Origin of the sequence: Allobosea sp. LjRoot9 (assembly GCF_964252745.1) — a bacterium.
Lineage (GTDB): Bacteria > Pseudomonadota > Alphaproteobacteria > Rhizobiales > Beijerinckiaceae > Allobosea.
In genome coordinates this window covers 63,770-78,977 of sequence record NZ_CAXUPC020000006.1, presented here as the reverse complement: position 1 = coordinate 78,977, position 15,208 = coordinate 63,770, and the positions used below count along the sequence as shown (strand labels likewise).

Below are 15,208 nucleotides of genomic sequence, written 5' to 3'. Positions count from 1 at the left end.
TTCACGCTGCAATCACGTTGGCGTTCTTATGGTGGTCTTCCCAAAAGCGGAGGAAGACATTGATGTCCGAAAAGCGCGCAATCTCAAATGGTGGCTCGAACGGCGGTTCAAATGGTGGATCGAATGGCGGCTCCTTCTCAGGCCCTTCGGGCAATCCCTTCGCGCCGACCGCGCCCTCCGTTCCTTTCGATGGCGTGCTCGAAATTCCAGGCCCCGAGTACTATGTTTACACGCGCGCAAAGTACCGGGACAATGCCTGGGCGCCACATCTGAGGGCCCAGCTGGCCCTCGCTGAATTCGCGCAGACAGACTGGCAAAGCATCGGCGAGGACAAACAATGCCTGCCGCTTGATCTAGACGATGCGGCGAAAGTGCAATCATCTCTGCATCACCTCCTAGATAAGCGCAATAATGAACGTGCATCTCGTACATTCGAAATATCGGTTCAAGACCAGAACCCACAAGCCTATTGGTGGCATCTGCTCTCGATCGATCTGCGCCTCAAGTACAATACTGCCGTCCTGATCGAGATCGGCATGGCAGTGGGGACACTCGTCGGGATGCATATCAAGGACAAGTTCAAAGCTCCGCGACCGTCGCACCTGCTCCCCGCGCTAATACCGGCGATCCCCGTCCCGCCGCATCCAGCCTTTCCTTCGGGCCACTCGCTTCAATCGCATCTCATCAGGCACATTCTCAACGACAGTGCCGGTGTCGGCTTCGGCGCCAAACATCCGATGCACGCGCCAATCAAAGCTCTCACGGATCGTATCGCTGACAACCGTGAGATCGCTGGAGTCCACTTTCAGGAAGATACGCTGGGGGGAAAACGGTTTGCCGTCCTCGCTTTTGACAAACTGAAGGACTGCACTGGCTTCAAAAAGGTAGTCGACGACGCACGGCTGGAATGGGATCTGTCCGATGGATTGTCCATACAGCCAAAATTAACTCGGCCGGTGAAATTAAGATTAGAATAAAGAAGCGTTAATTCGTCAATATATACAAATACTCATGATGGATAAGATGTAATACACGAATCGGCGTTGAATTTTTGCGAGGAAGTGGCGCATGAGAAAAATAATGCCATTTGTCGGCGGCGCGGCGATCCCTCTGCACTTCCTGAAAGGCCGAACCTGGTCGGATTTCTTCGACAACTTGTTGCCACTCGATCCACAAGAAAAGAAACTTAAGAGTATCGCACCCGCTCACGACCTGATCTCGGATTGGCCGGTCCGCGATCAGGATTTCGACCCAACTTGCGTCGCATTCGCGGCTGCAGCCGCACTGGAGCTGCGCATTGCCCACAGGTCCGCGGCGAAGCCGCAATGGCTGTCTCCAGCCTATTTGTATTGGAAGATGCGTTGTGAATTTCCAATCACAAGTGATCCGCCTGTGGGCTATCAAGACGGAGCAACGCTGCTCAGCCAGGCGCGAGATGTGATTTCAACCTTTGGGGCATGTCTGGAGGTCAAACTGACTTATAGCTCGGCCAGATTTGGACGAACCGAGGATGGCTTCAATATTACGTGGGTTGAGCCTAGGAACGCAAACGAGCTCGCGAGCACGTTACTCGCTGCGAATGAGGACGCCAAGGCGAGGAAGCTGGAAGCCGCGAAATTCGGTTATGCGCATTTGCCGAAAGGGCCGAGAGGGGCGCGCCTGTCACGGCTGTTTCATGACGCCTTGTCCACCGGGAAGCCGGTGGTCGTCGCCGTCCCGGTATGGCCGACGGGCGAGAACGGCAAGGTCGGTAATTGGGCGACGGTAGAAGCGCAGAGTCAGGGCGTTGTCCGGGCACCATGCGATAAGGGGCACGATATCCCCGCCCAAGCTTTGCCCTTCGCCGGCCACGCTGTCTGCCTCATAGGCTTTCAGGAAGGAAAAGAGCCCGACGATCTCGGCTGGTTCATCTTTCGCAACAGCCTCGGCCGCGACTTCGGCAGAAATGCAGACGTGGACGAATATGGCGTGCCGGCCCCGGGATATGGGGTCATCTCGGCCCTGCATATCGACCTGTTTTGCTGGGAGTATCTGGTGTTCGATTGATGGGGCGGCGGCGCAGGCGGTCGGTCTGCGAGACAGTGCTGCTCCCGTTGCCTTGATGTCGCATCCGGATGGACCGACGGCTGGCGCCAGAGGCGATGATGATCGCCTCTGGCAGAGTTCGGTTTAACCGAACGGATCATACCTCAAAGGCACTCGAGACAATGCGGCGCCGCAGCCGCAAGGCAGGCCGGAACCGGCGTGCCGCTGGCGACGCAGGCGGCGATCGAAACCGCGCACGCTGCCTTCTTAAAAAAGTCGCAGCCCTGAGGGCTGACGCCATCATCATACCGCATCAACTGAGCGGCGCCGATCTGGTCCAGCGAACGGAACGTAGGGGACGATTTGGTTGGAAGTTTCATGATGCGCTCCCTTATGGGCAGAACGGTGATTCTGAGACGCAGTGGCGCCCGACGAAAGGTAGTTCGACCCAGGCGCAGCAGCCTGCGGGCGCCACCGCCCCCGCCTGCGCCGGCTGTCGGACCGGCTGCGCGGGGCGGCCTTCGGCCTTTGGTCTCGCCTTGAAATGTTGAGGCATCTTCATGGTTTCTCTCCTCTCCTCGTCGGGCGGGATGCCCGGGAGCCATAATTATCAGTATTCGTACCAGACGGTTGGCTCACCGATCAGGACTGGCACCGTATCACTGACGTCAATAGTGAAGCGGGCCAGCAACGGCGCGACTTCTGTGCGTCGTCTTGGATCGAAGAATGTCAGAAGGACGTCGTAATACTCACTCCCAGCCCGATTGATCGGACTGCGTTCGACAGAGATATCGCGCAACGTCATGCTCTCGCGGCCGGCATCCTTCAGGACTTCGCTGAAGTTGAAGGCATTCGTTGCGGCCGCGTTCAGCGCGCGATCCTGCGGCGTCACGCCCTTATTGCGGATGCTAAACAGGATCTTGCCGAGGAACCGCGAGACGTCCTGCTTCAGGATCGCCTCGGAGGCCTTTGGCTCGACCTTCTTGCGCTCGTCGACGATCGCCTTTGTGTAGGCCCCGACCGACCAGCTGTGCATGCCCCGCAGGTCGGGGACGAGCACATCGACCACATTGCCGTCATAAAGAGTGGTCTGACCGGCAATGACGCCAGGAATCGAAGCAAATTCGACCTCGGCATCCGCCCATTCCTCGACGAACCACTTATAGGTCTCCGCCGCGAAGGCTCCAGTGGGGACGATGGCATACATCGGCACTTCGGTCCGGCTCAGCGTCCAGAGCACCGATTGAGTTTGGAAAGGCTGCTTGCCGAAGAGATCGAGCAGAGCGGCGTTGCTGATCGGTTTGAGGTCGCCCTCCATCCCGCCGTTCACGCTGCGCCAGATCGAGTCCCGGCGCGCAAGCGTCGAGAAGCTGACGCCAAGCCGACCGATCGCATAGGCGAGCTGCGGCTTGGGTTTCTCGCCGCAGGTACAGCCTGCGCCGCCTCCGCATTTTCCGTCGCACTTTCCGCCGCAGCCGCAGGCTGGGGTGATGCCATCACCCGGACCAGGCATTGGGTGATGGGTGGCCCGCTGCTCGCCGGCAGGTGCGAGAGCACGCATGCTGGCGAGGCCTGAGCCCGCCAACTCATTGATCGTGTCCATGTTACTCCCCTGTTGGTTAGGCGTGGTGGTTTCGGTCAACATGCGAAGCGCCCGAGCTATGTTCAGGCGCCCAAGCAGAAACGGACCGCATTGTCCGGTATTCTCCGGGATGCATGGGTCGGCGGAGGCCGTGAGGATGTGCCGGATGCGCGCTCCGCTCGGGGCGATGCCTCGTGTCACATCGACGCTCATCAACAAGGCCGCGATCGAGGAGACGATCGCCGCGGCAAAGCTCGTACCGTCGAAACGGCAAACCCCGCCTTCCAGGCAAGCGCTCGGAACATCCAGTCCGGGGGCGAGGATGCCCTGAGTCCGCATGCTCATGCCCCAATTGCTCATCGGCAAAGGTTTGCCGGCGTGGTCATGGGCGCCGACCGCGAGCACGTTGGGCAAAGCCGCCGGAAGCGTGTCGCACGAACAGCCGTCGTTCCCGGAAGCCGCCACGATCAGGACATTTGACCGCTCTGCTTCCGCTACGGCGTCACTAAGCTCGGCGGAGAAGGCAGTGCCTTCGATTTGCCGGGAAGCGCTGATGTTGATGATATTCGCGCCGGAGCCGATTGCCTGGCGAATGTATCGCGCCAGATCGGTGTAGCTGCATGTCGGCGAAGATGAATGCTCGGCTAGGACGGGATAGATATTGATGAGATCAACTGTGCATGCAGGCGCTAAGCCGGCTGGCGCCCGATCTCTTGGCCCTCCGATGATCGAAGCGATCGCCGTTCCGTGCCGAAGCGCGGCATCGGAGCCCTCCGTCTGGATGACGCCGTAGCCCCGAGCAGGGCCATCGAGAACAGCGATACGGACACGAGGGTCGCCTTCGCCGAGAGCGTGCAAGGCCTCCAAGCCAGGCAGGCGCTGATACCAGTCGACCGCGGATCGAGGGGCCTTCATATCGGCCGCCCAATTGACCGGAGGAAAGCGCCCGCATCGACCCCGAGGCCAGATCTGCTCTCGTCATAGTATGTGGCGCTTGCCTTGAAGGCCCTCTCGACCAGTCTCCACGATGCTACAGTCGGGCAAAGACGGATGTTACAAGGGTGAAAACGGCTCATTGGAGAAGTGCCCCTCGTGGCGGGTGCGGTGAAAGCCACGATAGGTTGCGGTCGTCATTCGGGCGTTAGGAGCCCGTGAATACAGCGTCAAAACCATTGCCTTCCGTCTTGGGGACGGCCATGGATATGCAGAGCCCAAAACGCGGCTATTAGCGGGAGACAAAACCGCCAAACTTTGTATTCAATAGTAAATTCTGGTACAGTGTACGCGGTACTTGCCGAGATGCAGGGATCAGAAAGATCAGGAGAGATCGCTGGGTCGAGAAAATCTTGGCCTGGACGCCAAGATATTGGACGCCAAGATCAAGGCAGATTGTCCCGCAGGAAGATGTCGATCCCGATGCGTTCCTGATCCGCCACCAGCCGATCGCCTGAGCAATATGCCAGCAGCACGCGCGCCGCCGAGCGCGCTTCGTGACCTGGATCCTGGCTGATGATCGCGTCGATGTCGCCGTGCAGCAGGAAGCGCCGTGTATGCGGCGTCAATTCATGAGCGATCCAGACGGTCTCCTGGGCACGACCGGCCTGCTGCAGCGCTGCTGCAATGCCACGGTTGCCGGCGCCGGCATTATAGAGACCGACGAGATCAGCATGCTGCCGTAACAGGGCCGCTGTCGCTGCCAGCGTTTGCTCGTTGTCGTCGCGCCCTTGTACCACTGGGAGCATGATCAGATCAGGAAATTCGCGCGCCATGACCTGATTGAAGCCATAGAGGCGCTCTGCATGGTCGCGTAGCGAAAGCGAACCGGCGACCACAGCGACGACGCCCTGGCGGCCGCGCAGGAAGCGGCCCATCAGCGTCGCCGCTGTGCGTCCCGCAGCGGGATTGTCGATGCCGACATAATGCAGGCGCCGCGCGCTCGGCACGTCGGAGACCAGAGTGACAACGGGGACGCCGCGATCGGTGAGATCGTCGATTGCGGCGCGCACGCGCGGATGATCGAGCGCGATCGTCGCAACGCCGTGATAGCCGGGCAAGACGCCCTCGAGGACGCGCGCCAGCGCATCGGCATCGAAGACGTCGACATGCTCCACATCGATGAAGGCGCGCTGGGCGGCGAGCCACTCGGCGGTACGCGCGACCTGCTCGCCCAGCATGGTCATGAAGCTGTTGGCTCCGCTGGGCAGCACGAAGAGGAAGCGGAAGTTCTGATTGCGGGCGAGACGGGCCGCTGCGGGATCGGCCCGGTAGCCGAGCCTGGAGACGGCCGCCTCGACCCGCGCGATCGTCTTGTCGCGCACGCCGTCGCGGCGGTTGACGACGCGGTCCGCGGTCGCGAGCGACACGCCCGCGGCGCGCGCGACATCCTCCAGCGTCGCCCGCTCCAGCGTCGCCCGGCCGATGACCCCTGCGCCGATGATCGCTGCGTCTCCTGCCCCCATTATCGCGCCGCCCAGAGCATCCCGCGCGTCAGCATGGTGCGTATCTCCGGCAGATCCAGCTCATAGGCGCGGTGCCCCAGCGAGCAGTAGAACACACGGCCCTGCCCATAGCGCTTCTTCCACACGACCGGCATCTCGACGCCGTCGATCCAGGAGGCATGCTCGCCGCTGAACCGCGTCGTCGCCAGGACCTCGTTGGCGGGGTCGACATGCATATAGTACTGCTCCGAACGGTGCTCAAAACCGGAGATGCCAGCCATGATCGGGTCATCTGGCCTCGTAATATCGACCTTGTAGTCGATGATGTTGCCGGGATGGGCAACCCACTGGCCGCCGCACATGAACTGGTAGTCCACAGAATCGCGGAACGCGTCGCACATGCCGCCATGGTGGCCGGCCAGCCCGACCCCGCCACGGACGGCATCGCACAGCGCCAGCGCCTCCGGCTTCTCGATCTTCGACATCGTGTAGATCGGCACGATCAGGGACAGATCGCGGATCGCGGGATCGAGAAAGGCCTCCGTCGAGGTCTCGACGCGCACCTCGAACCCTTCAGCCTTCAGCCAGCCCCTCATCATCGAGGCGCAGAGATCGGGATCGTGACCCGCCCAGCCGCCCCATACGATCATCGCCTTGCGCATTCTCGTCATCTTTCGTTCAGTCGATCTTGCTTCGGTTTAGTCGATCTGGCCGGTCGTGCGCCCGGCGAGCAGGGGAGCCGGTCTCTCGACACGGCTCTCGATTTTGATCCGGCGCCCCTCGTCGGCCGATTTCTGGAATGCCTCCATCACCTCGAGGACGTGGAAGGCGAGTGCGCCGCTGGCGCGATGCGGGCGGCCTGCAATGATCGCGGCGGCCATATCGGCAACGCCGATCGAGCGGAACTCGCCATCGGCATGGCCATGCGAAAGGGCAACCGATTCCCAACTGCCCCGCGGCTTGGCGATCTTGACCTCGCCGCCGAACTTGTTCGGATCGGGCACCAGCAGGCTTGCCTTGTCGCCATGGATCTCGATCGGCGAATGGGTGTGCTGAGGCACATCGAAGCTCATCGTGATCGAGACCACGGCACCGCTCTCGAACTCCAGCGTCCCGGCGACATGGGTTTCGACCTCGACCGGGATCAGCGCGCCGTTCATCGGCTGGCTGGTGACGCGCCTCTCGGAGCGCGGCCGCGCCGTCGAACCCATCACGCCGGCCACGGGCCCCAGCAACTGCACCAGATCCGTGATGTAGTAGGGCCCCATGTCGAGCATCGGGCCGCCGCCGCGCAGATAGTAGAAACCCGGCGCCGGATGCCAGCTCTCATGGCCGGGGCAGCCGAAAAAGGCGCTGCCGGCCACCGGAGTGCCGATCGCGCCGTCGTCGATCAGCTTCCGCGCGGTCTGGTGGCCACCGCCGAGGAAGGTGTCCGGCGCGCAGCCGACGCGCAGATCTTTCTGGGCGGCGAGATCCATGACCTTGCGGGCCTCGACCGTGTTGATGCCAAGCGGTTTCTCGGAGTGGACATGCTTGCCGGCATTGAGCACCGCGAGGCTGACATCGGTATGGGCGAGCGGAACGGTCAGGTTGACGATGATCTCGACGTCGTCGCGCTTGAGGAGTTCGCCCACGCGCAGCCCGGGCACGCCGAACTCGGCGCCACGCTTCTCCGCCGCGGCGCTGCGCATATCTGCGACAGCCTTGAGCTCCACCATCGGAAACTGCCGCATCGCCTCAAGATATTTCGTGCTGATGTTGCCGCAGCCAATGACGCCGATTCCGACTTTGCGCATTCTTGTCTCCATAGCTGATGTCTAAGGCCGGTTATTCGAGACGCGCTCAGCCCTTGACCGCGCCGGCGGTGAGGCCCGCGACGATGTGCTTCTGAGCAAAGATGAAGAGCAGGATCGTCGGCAGCAGCGTCAGCGTGATGAACGCCAGGATCAGGTGCCATTCCGACGAGAATTCACCCTGATAGATCATGATGCCGAGCGGCCAGGGATAAAGCTGTTCGGAATTCAGCATCACCAGAGGCATCAGGTAGCTGTTCCAGCTGTGGACGAAGGTGATGGTGCCGACGGTCGCGAGAATCGGTCGCGACAGAGGCAGCGTCACGTGACGGAAGAAGGCGAAGTAGCTGCAACCATCAACGAGCGCGGCCTCCAGCAACTCGTGGGGCAGATCCTTGAAGAAGCGCCGCAGGAGCAGGATGCTCATGGCCAGGCTGAAGGCGACCTGAGGCAGAATGACGCCGAAATAATTGTCCAGCAGGCCGAGATCGCGAACCTTGATGAAGAGCGGCAGGATGGCGGTGGCGGCCGGGAACAACAGTCCCATGGTGAGATAGCTCAGCAACATGGAGCTGCCGAAGAAATGGATATGAGCAAAGGCGAAGGCCGCCATCGACGCCACGAGCAGCGTCAGGACGACGGTGAAGCTCCCGATCACGAACGAGTTCCACAGCAACTGCCAGTAGCGTTTGGACAACAGGATGTCCGTGTAGTTCTGCCACTCCCATGTCTCAGGCAGGCCGAACGGATTGGTGCGCAGCTCACCGAGCGTCTTGAAGCCGCCGAGCAAGGTCGCCAGCAGCGGCACAGCGACGAATGCCGCCACCAGCGCGAGGAACAGGATCTTGTAGACGACGATAAGGTCGAGTGGCCGGCGGCCAACGATGGACGTGTCACTCATCGCGCATGAACCAGCGTTTGTAGGTGATGGCAAAGGTCACGCAGATCACGAACAGGATCACGCCGATGGCGCTGCCATAGCCGACGCGCATGCGCGAGACGCCGTTGTTGTAAAGGAAACTGACCATCGTGTTGGAGGAGTCGGCCGGCCCGCCCCGGGTCAGCGGCATGACGAGGTCGAAGAGCTGCAGTGAGCCGACGACGGCGAAGAACACGGAGAGGCGGATCGTCGGGTAAAGCAGCGGGATCACCACATGGCGCAGCACCTGCCAGCGCGAGGCGCCGTCGATCCGCGCCGCCTCGACCAGGTTTCGGTCCATGCCCTGCAGCGCGGCGATGAACAGCATCATGTGGAAGCCGAAATACTTCCAGATGACGACGACCAGGATGGCCAGCATCGAGGTCTGCGTGCTGGCGAGCAAGTGCGGCGCCTCGGCCCCAAAAGCCCGATAGATCGAGGCGAGCAGGCCGTAATTACCGTCATAGATGAAGCTGAAGATCAGGCCGGTCGCGACCTCGGCCAGCACATAGGGCAGGAAGAACAGCATTCGCAGCGCCACCGAGCCGCGAAACTTCTCGGCGAGGATGAGAGCCAGCGTCAGCGCCAGAGGCAGCTGGATCACCAGCGACACCGCGATGATCAGCAGGTTGTTGCGAAACGCCGTGCCGAAGCCGCGCGAATCGAAGACGAAGCGGTAATTGTCGAAGCCGATCCAGCGCGTCGGGCTGCCAAACCCGTTCCAGTTGAAGCCGGAATACCAGGCTGCCTCGCCAATCGGCAGCACCACGAACAAGGTGAACAGCAACAGCGCCGGCGGCAGGAACAGCAGGAGCGAGGCGAGGCGTCCGTCGGTCGCCGCTCTCCGGCGAGCACCGGAGGCTGCAGGCTTGCCGCTCATGACGGCCGCTCCGCTGTACTGAGACATCGATGTCGCTCGCAGGTTGAGGCGCCCGGGCCCGGTCTCAATTGCCTAGCTTGCTCAATTGCCTTGCTTGAAGGCGTCCTGGATCGCCTTGGCGGCCTGTTTCGGCGTCATTGAGCCGCCGGCGATCTCGGCCGTCGCGTCATTCACCACCCGGCCGACCGAGGGGCCCAGATCCTGATCGTAGAAGTTCTGGTGGTATTGGGACGCGGCGATGTTCCTGGCCACGTTCTGCATGAAGGCGGCGCTCAGGGCCGCTTCCGCCCCCTTGAAGGTCGGGATGATGAAATTCTGCTTGGCGAGCTCGCGCTGGACCTCGTCGGAGATGAAGAACTTGACGAATTCGACCGCCTCCTTCGGCGCGCCCTTGGTGATGATCCAGCCATTGACGCCGCCAAGCGTATCGGACGGCCGGCCCTTGGCGCCGGCGGGCATCGGGAAGTCAAACCAGCCCAGCTTCTCCTCGGAGATGCCCTTCTTGTCGGCCGCCAGCGCTCGCTGCGTCGCTGAGTGACTAGAGATCGCGAGGTTCATCGCGGCCTTGCCATCACCGAAGAAGCCGAGCGCCTGCTGGTTCTTGAAGCCAAGGAAGCCATTCTGGAACGGCTCGAGATCGACAAGCTGCTTCATCAACTCGCCGGCCTTCTGGAAGGCCTCGCCTTCAAAGCCGCCATTCTGGCCCTTGAGCGCGGCCTCGAAGGCCGGCTTGCCGCCGAGCCGGACCGCGAGATGCGTCCAGTAGAAATGCAGCGGCCACTTGTCCTGCCCGCCAACGGCGATCGGCGTGACACCGGCAGCCTTGAGCGTCTTCACCGCGGCCAGGAGGTCGTCCCAGGTCTTGATCGCGCCGCCGTCGACGCCAGCCTTGGCGAAGAGATCCTTGTTGTACATGAACCCGACCTGCGAGACCGTGTAAGGCAGGCCGTAGAGCTTGCCATCGATCGCGAAGGCCGCGACTGCGCTCGCCGAAAGATTGTCCTTGTAGGCGCCGACGCCGGCGGTGACATCCTCCAGAACCCCGGCCTCGACCTGGGCTTTCAGCACGCCGCCGGCCCAGGAATAGAGAATGTGCGGCCGGTCCTTGGACTGCAGGATGGTCGGAAGCTTGGCCTTGTAGGCCTCGTTCTCCAGAAACTGCATCTCGACCTTGACGCCGGCGTTCTTGGCCTCGAAGCGCCGGGCGACCTCCTCCCAGATCTTCACCTGGGCGGGGTTCTGCTCGAGATGGAGCCAACGGACGGTGGTCTGCGCGGCGGCTGCGCCGGCGGCCAATGTCAATCCTGCGGCGGCGAGCGCCAGCCTCGTGAAAAATCGCATCGCATCCTCCCAGTCCCGTCTGTCTGCGGGTTGACGCCAACCTAACTCAAATTCTGAGGTACGCAACTCAGAAAATGCGTTGCATGACCGCTCGCCGAATGCTTTCGTCCGTACCGCAACTGACTGGCCGTTCACGGCGGAACCGCGCCGAGCGGTCAGCGCCAATGCATGTCGGAGTTGATGATGGCTGCCCTATATCGCGATCTTGCCGGCAAGGTGGTTCTGGTCACAGGCGGCGCTTCAGGCATCGGCGCGGCGATCTCGCGTCGATTTGCCGAGCAGGGATCCACCGTGGTGCTGTTCGACATCATGCACGACGCCGGCGAGGCGCTGGCGCAGGACCTGCGCGCGGCTGGATTGGCGGCGCATTTCCAGCCTGTCGACCTGACCGACATCCCGGCACTGAGGGCCGGCATCGAACAGGCGCGCGCGCTGCATGGGCCGATTGAAATCCTCGTGAACAATGCGGCCCATGATGAGCGGCATGCGACCGAGGAGGTAACGCCGGAGTATTGGGACGATCGGATTGCGGTCAACCTGAAGCACCAGTTCTTCGCGGCGCAAGCCGTGCTGCCGGACATGAAGGCCAACAATGGCGGCGCCATCATCAACTTCGGATCGACCTCCTGGATGGCGGGCCAAGGCGGCATGGCCGCCTACACCGCCAGCAAATCCGGCGTGATCGGTCTCACCCGCTCGCTGGCGCGCGATTACGGCGCCTACAACATCCGCGTGAACGCCATCGCGCCCGGCTGGATCATGACCGAGCGACAGATCGAGAAATGGCTGACGCCGGAGAGCGAGGCCGAGCTGATGCGGCGGCAATGCCTCAAGCGCCGGCTGACGCCGGACGAATTGGCGAAGTTCACCGTTTTCCTCGCATCGGATGAAGCGTCAGCCTGCACCGCGCAGCATTATGTCGTGGATGGCGGGTGGGTCTAGCGCGTCTTCGAGCGAAATAGACATGCTTCTCGTTCATAAAATGCGGAATCTGTAAGTCGTTACTCAGTTTACGGCTCAGATTAGGCGGCCGTACCGAGTACAATATTTACAGATAAGCAGCAACTCCGGATATCATGCCTTGCGACATCCCGGTCGCGAAACCTACAATCCACCAACCTCTTCCAGAATCTCTGGAAACAACCTAATTTAGCTGAATGTTCGCTTTCTTGATAATATCTCTCCACTTACCGATTTCTTCGACCATCTTTCTTGTCAATGCATCCGGGCCGCGCTGATCCGAGGCGGGAAGAATCATCCCTGCTGCTTCCAGCTTCTTTCGTACGCTCACATCGTTGAGGGCGGCATCGACGGCATTGGCCAGTCGGTCCCGGATTGCGATTGGCGTTGCGCGCGGCAGATAGAAAGCGAACCAACTGGAGGCGACGAATTGCGGGAGGTTTGCCTCGGCGGCCGTCGGCGTAGCCGGGAGTTGCGGCACGCGCGCGGGAGCGGAGACGGCGAGGAACCGCAGCCGGTCGCCGCTGATGAACGGCAGGGCATCGACGAGCAGAGCGCAGGTGAAATCGTATTGACCCGCGACAAGATCGGTCATGGCGGGTGCAGAGCCGCGATAGGGAACCTCGGCCGGCTTCAGATTCAAGGCCGACATGAGCAGGAGGCAGCTGATGTGGCTGATCGAGCCAACGCCCGCATGGCCCTGCGTGAGAGCCGCGCCGCGTTGCCTTGCGACATCGACGAAGTCCTGGAGAGACGACGCCGGGAAGTCGCGCTTCACCGCGATCACGATGGGCGTTTCCGCCACCAGACTCACCGGCGTAAAGTCCTTCAGCGGATCGTAGCGGAGGTTCGGATAGAGCGCCGGAGCCGCGGCATGGGTGCCGACATGGCCACTGACGAGGGTGTACCCGTCGGGTTGCGCCTGGGCGACCCGGCCCGATCCCGTCGTGCCGCCCGCGCCGGACACATTCTCGATCATGATGGGTTGCCCGAGCGTGCGAGACATATGCTCGGACACGATGCGGCTCATGACGTCGTTCGGGCCGCCGGCCGCAAAGGGAACCACCAGACTGATCGGTCGGCTTGGATAAGGTGTCTGGGCGTTGCCTGAAGAGAGGAATGCCTGCGCTGCGGCGAGTATCAGACACGTTGTCAAAGCACGCTTCATGATCTCGGCCTTCCTGTTGAAACGACGGACAGAGCTCGGAGGAATCAGCTGTGAGGTGCGTGTGACCAGGCGAGGAGGACACGGTCGACTTCTTCGCCCGCCTGGCCGGTGTAGCGGCCCGGGTCGGCGGCGAATGCAATCTGCTCGGGGGTAAGGAGGCCCGTGACAGCAGGGTCGCGCGCCAGCGCCTCGGCCAGCGAGGTGTGAGAGGAGGCCGCGCTGCGACAGGCATTGCCAACGACGTCGTGAGCGTGGTGCCGGCCCATATGCGGCGCGAGCGTCATCATCACCTGCTCGGCGGCGATCAGCCCCCGCGTCCGGTCGAGATTGGTTCGCATGGCGTCTGGCTGGAGCTTGAGGCCGGAGCACAGGGTCAGGCAGGCCTTCAGCGAGCCCGAGATCAGCAGGAAGGCCTCCGGCAGCAGAAGCCATTCGGCCTGCCAGGGACCGGTCGCCCGCTCATGATCGTGAATGGAGGCATCCAGAAAGCTGCCCACAAGACGACGCAATGCGAGGCCGCTGCTCAGAATCCGTTCGCAGGTGATCGGGTTGCGTTTGTGCGGCATCGTGCTGGAGGCGCCCTGCCCCGGACCGCCCGGCTCCAGCGCCTCGCCGACCTCCGTCTGCGCCATCAGCGCGATGTCGCCGGCAATCTTGCTGAGGCTCGTCGACAACAGGCCCAGGAAGGTCATGGCTTCCGCCAGCGTGTCGCGCACGGCGTGCCAGGCGATGAGCGGTCGGGCCAGCCCCAGTTCTTCAGCCAGGGCCTGGCAGATGTTGGGACCATCGGCGCCAAGCGCGGCGTGGGTGCCGACAGCCCCTGCGAACTGCACTTGCAGCAGGCGCGGCTTAAGCTCGCCCAGGCGCTGCCGATGGCGCATCAGACTGGAAAGCCACACGGCGGCCTTGAAGCCGAACGTGATCGGCAGCGCGTGCTGAAGCTTGGTTCGCCCGACCATGGCGGTGTCCCGCTCTCGGCGGGCGAGTTCGGCCAAGGCCTGCGCGAGCTGGTCGAGGTCCTGCTCGACCAGCGCCAGAGCATCACGGATCTGCAGGATGAGAGCCGTGTCCATGATGTCCTGGCTGGTCGCGCCCCAATGGACGAACTCGCCATAAGCCGGTCCCGTGAGCCGGATGAACTGCTCGACCAGATTGACGATCGGCAGGCCCGCCCGAAGCGTGCCTGCGGCCAACTCGTCGAGATCGAGTGCAGCGGCGTCGGCAGCGTTTGCGATGGCCTCGGCCGCCTCGACTGGAATCAGGCCGGCACGCGCCTGAACACGAGCCAGCGCCACCTCCACGTCGAGCATCGCCTGCAGCGTCCGCAACTCGCTGAAGACCGCACGCATGGCGGGCGTACTGAAAAGATCGGCAAGGTGCCGACTGGCGAATGGCGTTGCGGAAGCGAAGGTCATGCGGGGCGTGTCGCGATCATGGATGGTCGGGCTGAGACGTCGTCGAGCCACTGCGCAAGACGCGGGTGCGGCTCGCGCCATTCGATATGCGGGAGGCGAAAGTCGAGATAGGCGAGTGCGCAGGCAAAGCTGATGTCCCCTGCATCGAAGCGCCCCGGGACCAGCGCGAAGGAGGCGTCGATGAACGACAAGGCGCGCGCGATGGCCCGTTCTTGCCGCATCACCCAGTCGGACCAGCGCAGCGGCTCAGGCCGGCGCCCCTCGATCACTGTGATGAAGCTCGCATCGATCAGCCCTTGGCAGAGCGCAGCGCGGGCCAGGCCGTCGCGCCGCTGGGCGGGAGCGGCCGGCAACAATTGGCCATTCGGCGCCAAACTATCCAGAACCTGCAGGATCGTGTCGCTTTCGGTGACCAGCTTGCCATCAGCAAGAAGCAGGGCTGGGACCTTGGACAGAGGAGCGACGTTCACCAGCTCCGCTGGCTCTGTCCATGGATCGATCTCGACGAAGGTAACCTGCTGCTCCAGGCCGAGCTCGATGACTGCGACGCGCGCCTTCCTGGCGTAAGGCGAGGTCCGGTTGAAGAAGAGCTGCATGGGACGATCCATCCGGCTTGCTCAAACCGCCACGCGCAGCGGGAGGGCGACGACGCGGCAAGCGGACCATGAGCCCTTCAGCCGCCTCGAC

General features: G+C 62.5%; 14 protein-coding genes. 3 read left to right on the top strand and 11 right to left on the bottom strand.

Translation table 11 applies throughout. From position 1 onward, the window contains the following. The first annotated feature begins 62 nt into the window (after window positions 1–62). Window positions 63–977: a hypothetical protein gene (locus ACSQ3P_RS21835; protein ID WP_436167583.1), complete on the top strand. Its 915-nt coding sequence runs from the start codon at window positions 63–65 to the stop codon at window positions 975–977. Window positions 978–1,080: 103 nt separating this feature from the next. Further along, window positions 1,081–2,046: a hypothetical protein gene (locus ACSQ3P_RS21830; protein ID WP_436167582.1), complete on the top strand. Its 966-nt coding sequence runs from the start codon at window positions 1,081–1,083 to the stop codon at window positions 2,044–2,046. A gap of 143 nt (window positions 2,047–2,189) precedes the next feature. Here ACSQ3P_RS21830 and ACSQ3P_RS21825 read toward each other — a convergent pair whose 3' ends face one another. From ACSQ3P_RS21825 to ACSQ3P_RS21790, 8 genes are all read right to left on the bottom strand, one after another. Further along, window positions 2,190–2,405, bottom strand: coding sequence for a hypothetical protein (locus ACSQ3P_RS21825; RefSeq protein ID WP_436167581.1), 216 nt, complete (start codon window positions 2,403–2,405; stop codon window positions 2,190–2,192). Between the two features lie 230 nt (window positions 2,406–2,635). Beyond that, the gene (locus ACSQ3P_RS21820) at window positions 2,636–4,522 is read right to left on the bottom strand and encodes a S8 family serine peptidase (RefSeq protein WP_436167580.1); all 1,887 of its coding nucleotides are present in this window, start codon (window positions 4,520–4,522) and stop codon (window positions 2,636–2,638) included. A gap of 464 nt (window positions 4,523–4,986) precedes the next feature. Then, the gene (locus ACSQ3P_RS21815; protein WP_436167579.1) at window positions 4,987–6,066 is read right to left on the bottom strand and encodes a LacI family DNA-binding transcriptional regulator; all 1,080 of its coding nucleotides are present in this window, start codon (window positions 6,064–6,066) and stop codon (window positions 4,987–4,989) included. Continuing rightward, window positions 6,066–6,707 (bottom strand): ThuA domain-containing protein, encoded by a 642-nt coding sequence (locus ACSQ3P_RS21810; RefSeq protein ID WP_436167786.1) that lies wholly within the window; start codon window positions 6,705–6,707, stop codon window positions 6,066–6,068. The genes ACSQ3P_RS21815 and ACSQ3P_RS21810 overlap by 1 nt, the downstream gene beginning before the upstream one ends. A gap of 36 nt (window positions 6,708–6,743) precedes the next feature. Continuing rightward, entirely contained in the window at window positions 6,744–7,841 is a 1,098-nt protein-coding gene (locus tag ACSQ3P_RS21805) for a Gfo/Idh/MocA family protein (RefSeq protein WP_436167578.1), read from the bottom strand. A gap of 46 nt (window positions 7,842–7,887) precedes the next feature. Beyond that, entirely contained in the window at window positions 7,888–8,739 is an 852-nt protein-coding gene (locus ACSQ3P_RS21800) for a carbohydrate ABC transporter permease (RefSeq protein ID WP_436167577.1), read from the bottom strand. Beyond that, window positions 8,732–9,637 (bottom strand): carbohydrate ABC transporter permease, encoded by a 906-nt coding sequence (locus ACSQ3P_RS21795; RefSeq protein ID WP_436167576.1) that lies wholly within the window; start codon window positions 9,635–9,637, stop codon window positions 8,732–8,734. The genes ACSQ3P_RS21800 and ACSQ3P_RS21795 overlap by 8 nt, the downstream gene beginning before the upstream one ends. A gap of 81 nt (window positions 9,638–9,718) precedes the next feature. Further along, window positions 9,719–10,978, bottom strand: coding sequence for an extracellular solute-binding protein (locus tag ACSQ3P_RS21790; protein ID WP_436167575.1), 1,260 nt, complete (start codon window positions 10,976–10,978; stop codon window positions 9,719–9,721). Between the two features lie 183 nt (window positions 10,979–11,161). Here ACSQ3P_RS21790 and ACSQ3P_RS21785 point away from each other — a divergent pair, with 183 nt between their 5' ends. Beyond that, a complete protein-coding gene (locus ACSQ3P_RS21785; protein ID WP_436167574.1) occupies window positions 11,162–11,920 on the top strand; it encodes an SDR family NAD(P)-dependent oxidoreductase in 759 nt (252 codons plus the stop codon). Between the two features lie 202 nt (window positions 11,921–12,122). Here ACSQ3P_RS21785 and ACSQ3P_RS21780 read toward each other — a convergent pair whose 3' ends face one another. Genes ACSQ3P_RS21780 through ACSQ3P_RS21770 form a run of 3 tightly spaced genes read right to left on the bottom strand, consistent with a single transcriptional unit; the run spans window position 12,123 to window position 15,117 of the window. Then, window positions 12,123–13,106 carry a tripartite tricarboxylate transporter substrate-binding protein gene (locus ACSQ3P_RS21780; RefSeq protein ID WP_436167573.1) on the bottom strand — a complete coding sequence of 328 codons (984 nt, stop codon included), beginning with the start codon at window positions 13,104–13,106 and terminating at the stop codon, window positions 12,123–12,125. A gap of 44 nt (window positions 13,107–13,150) precedes the next feature. Beyond that, window positions 13,151–14,521 carry a 3-carboxy-cis,cis-muconate cycloisomerase gene (gene pcaB, locus ACSQ3P_RS21775; RefSeq protein WP_436167572.1) on the bottom strand — a complete coding sequence of 457 codons (1,371 nt, stop codon included), beginning with the start codon at window positions 14,519–14,521 and terminating at the stop codon, window positions 13,151–13,153. Next, the gene (locus ACSQ3P_RS21770) at window positions 14,518–15,117 is read right to left on the bottom strand and encodes a glutathione S-transferase family protein (RefSeq protein WP_436167571.1); all 600 of its coding nucleotides are present in this window, start codon (window positions 15,115–15,117) and stop codon (window positions 14,518–14,520) included. Before ACSQ3P_RS21770 ends, pcaB begins: the two co-directional genes overlap by 4 nt. Window positions 15,118–15,208 lie beyond the last annotated feature (91 nt).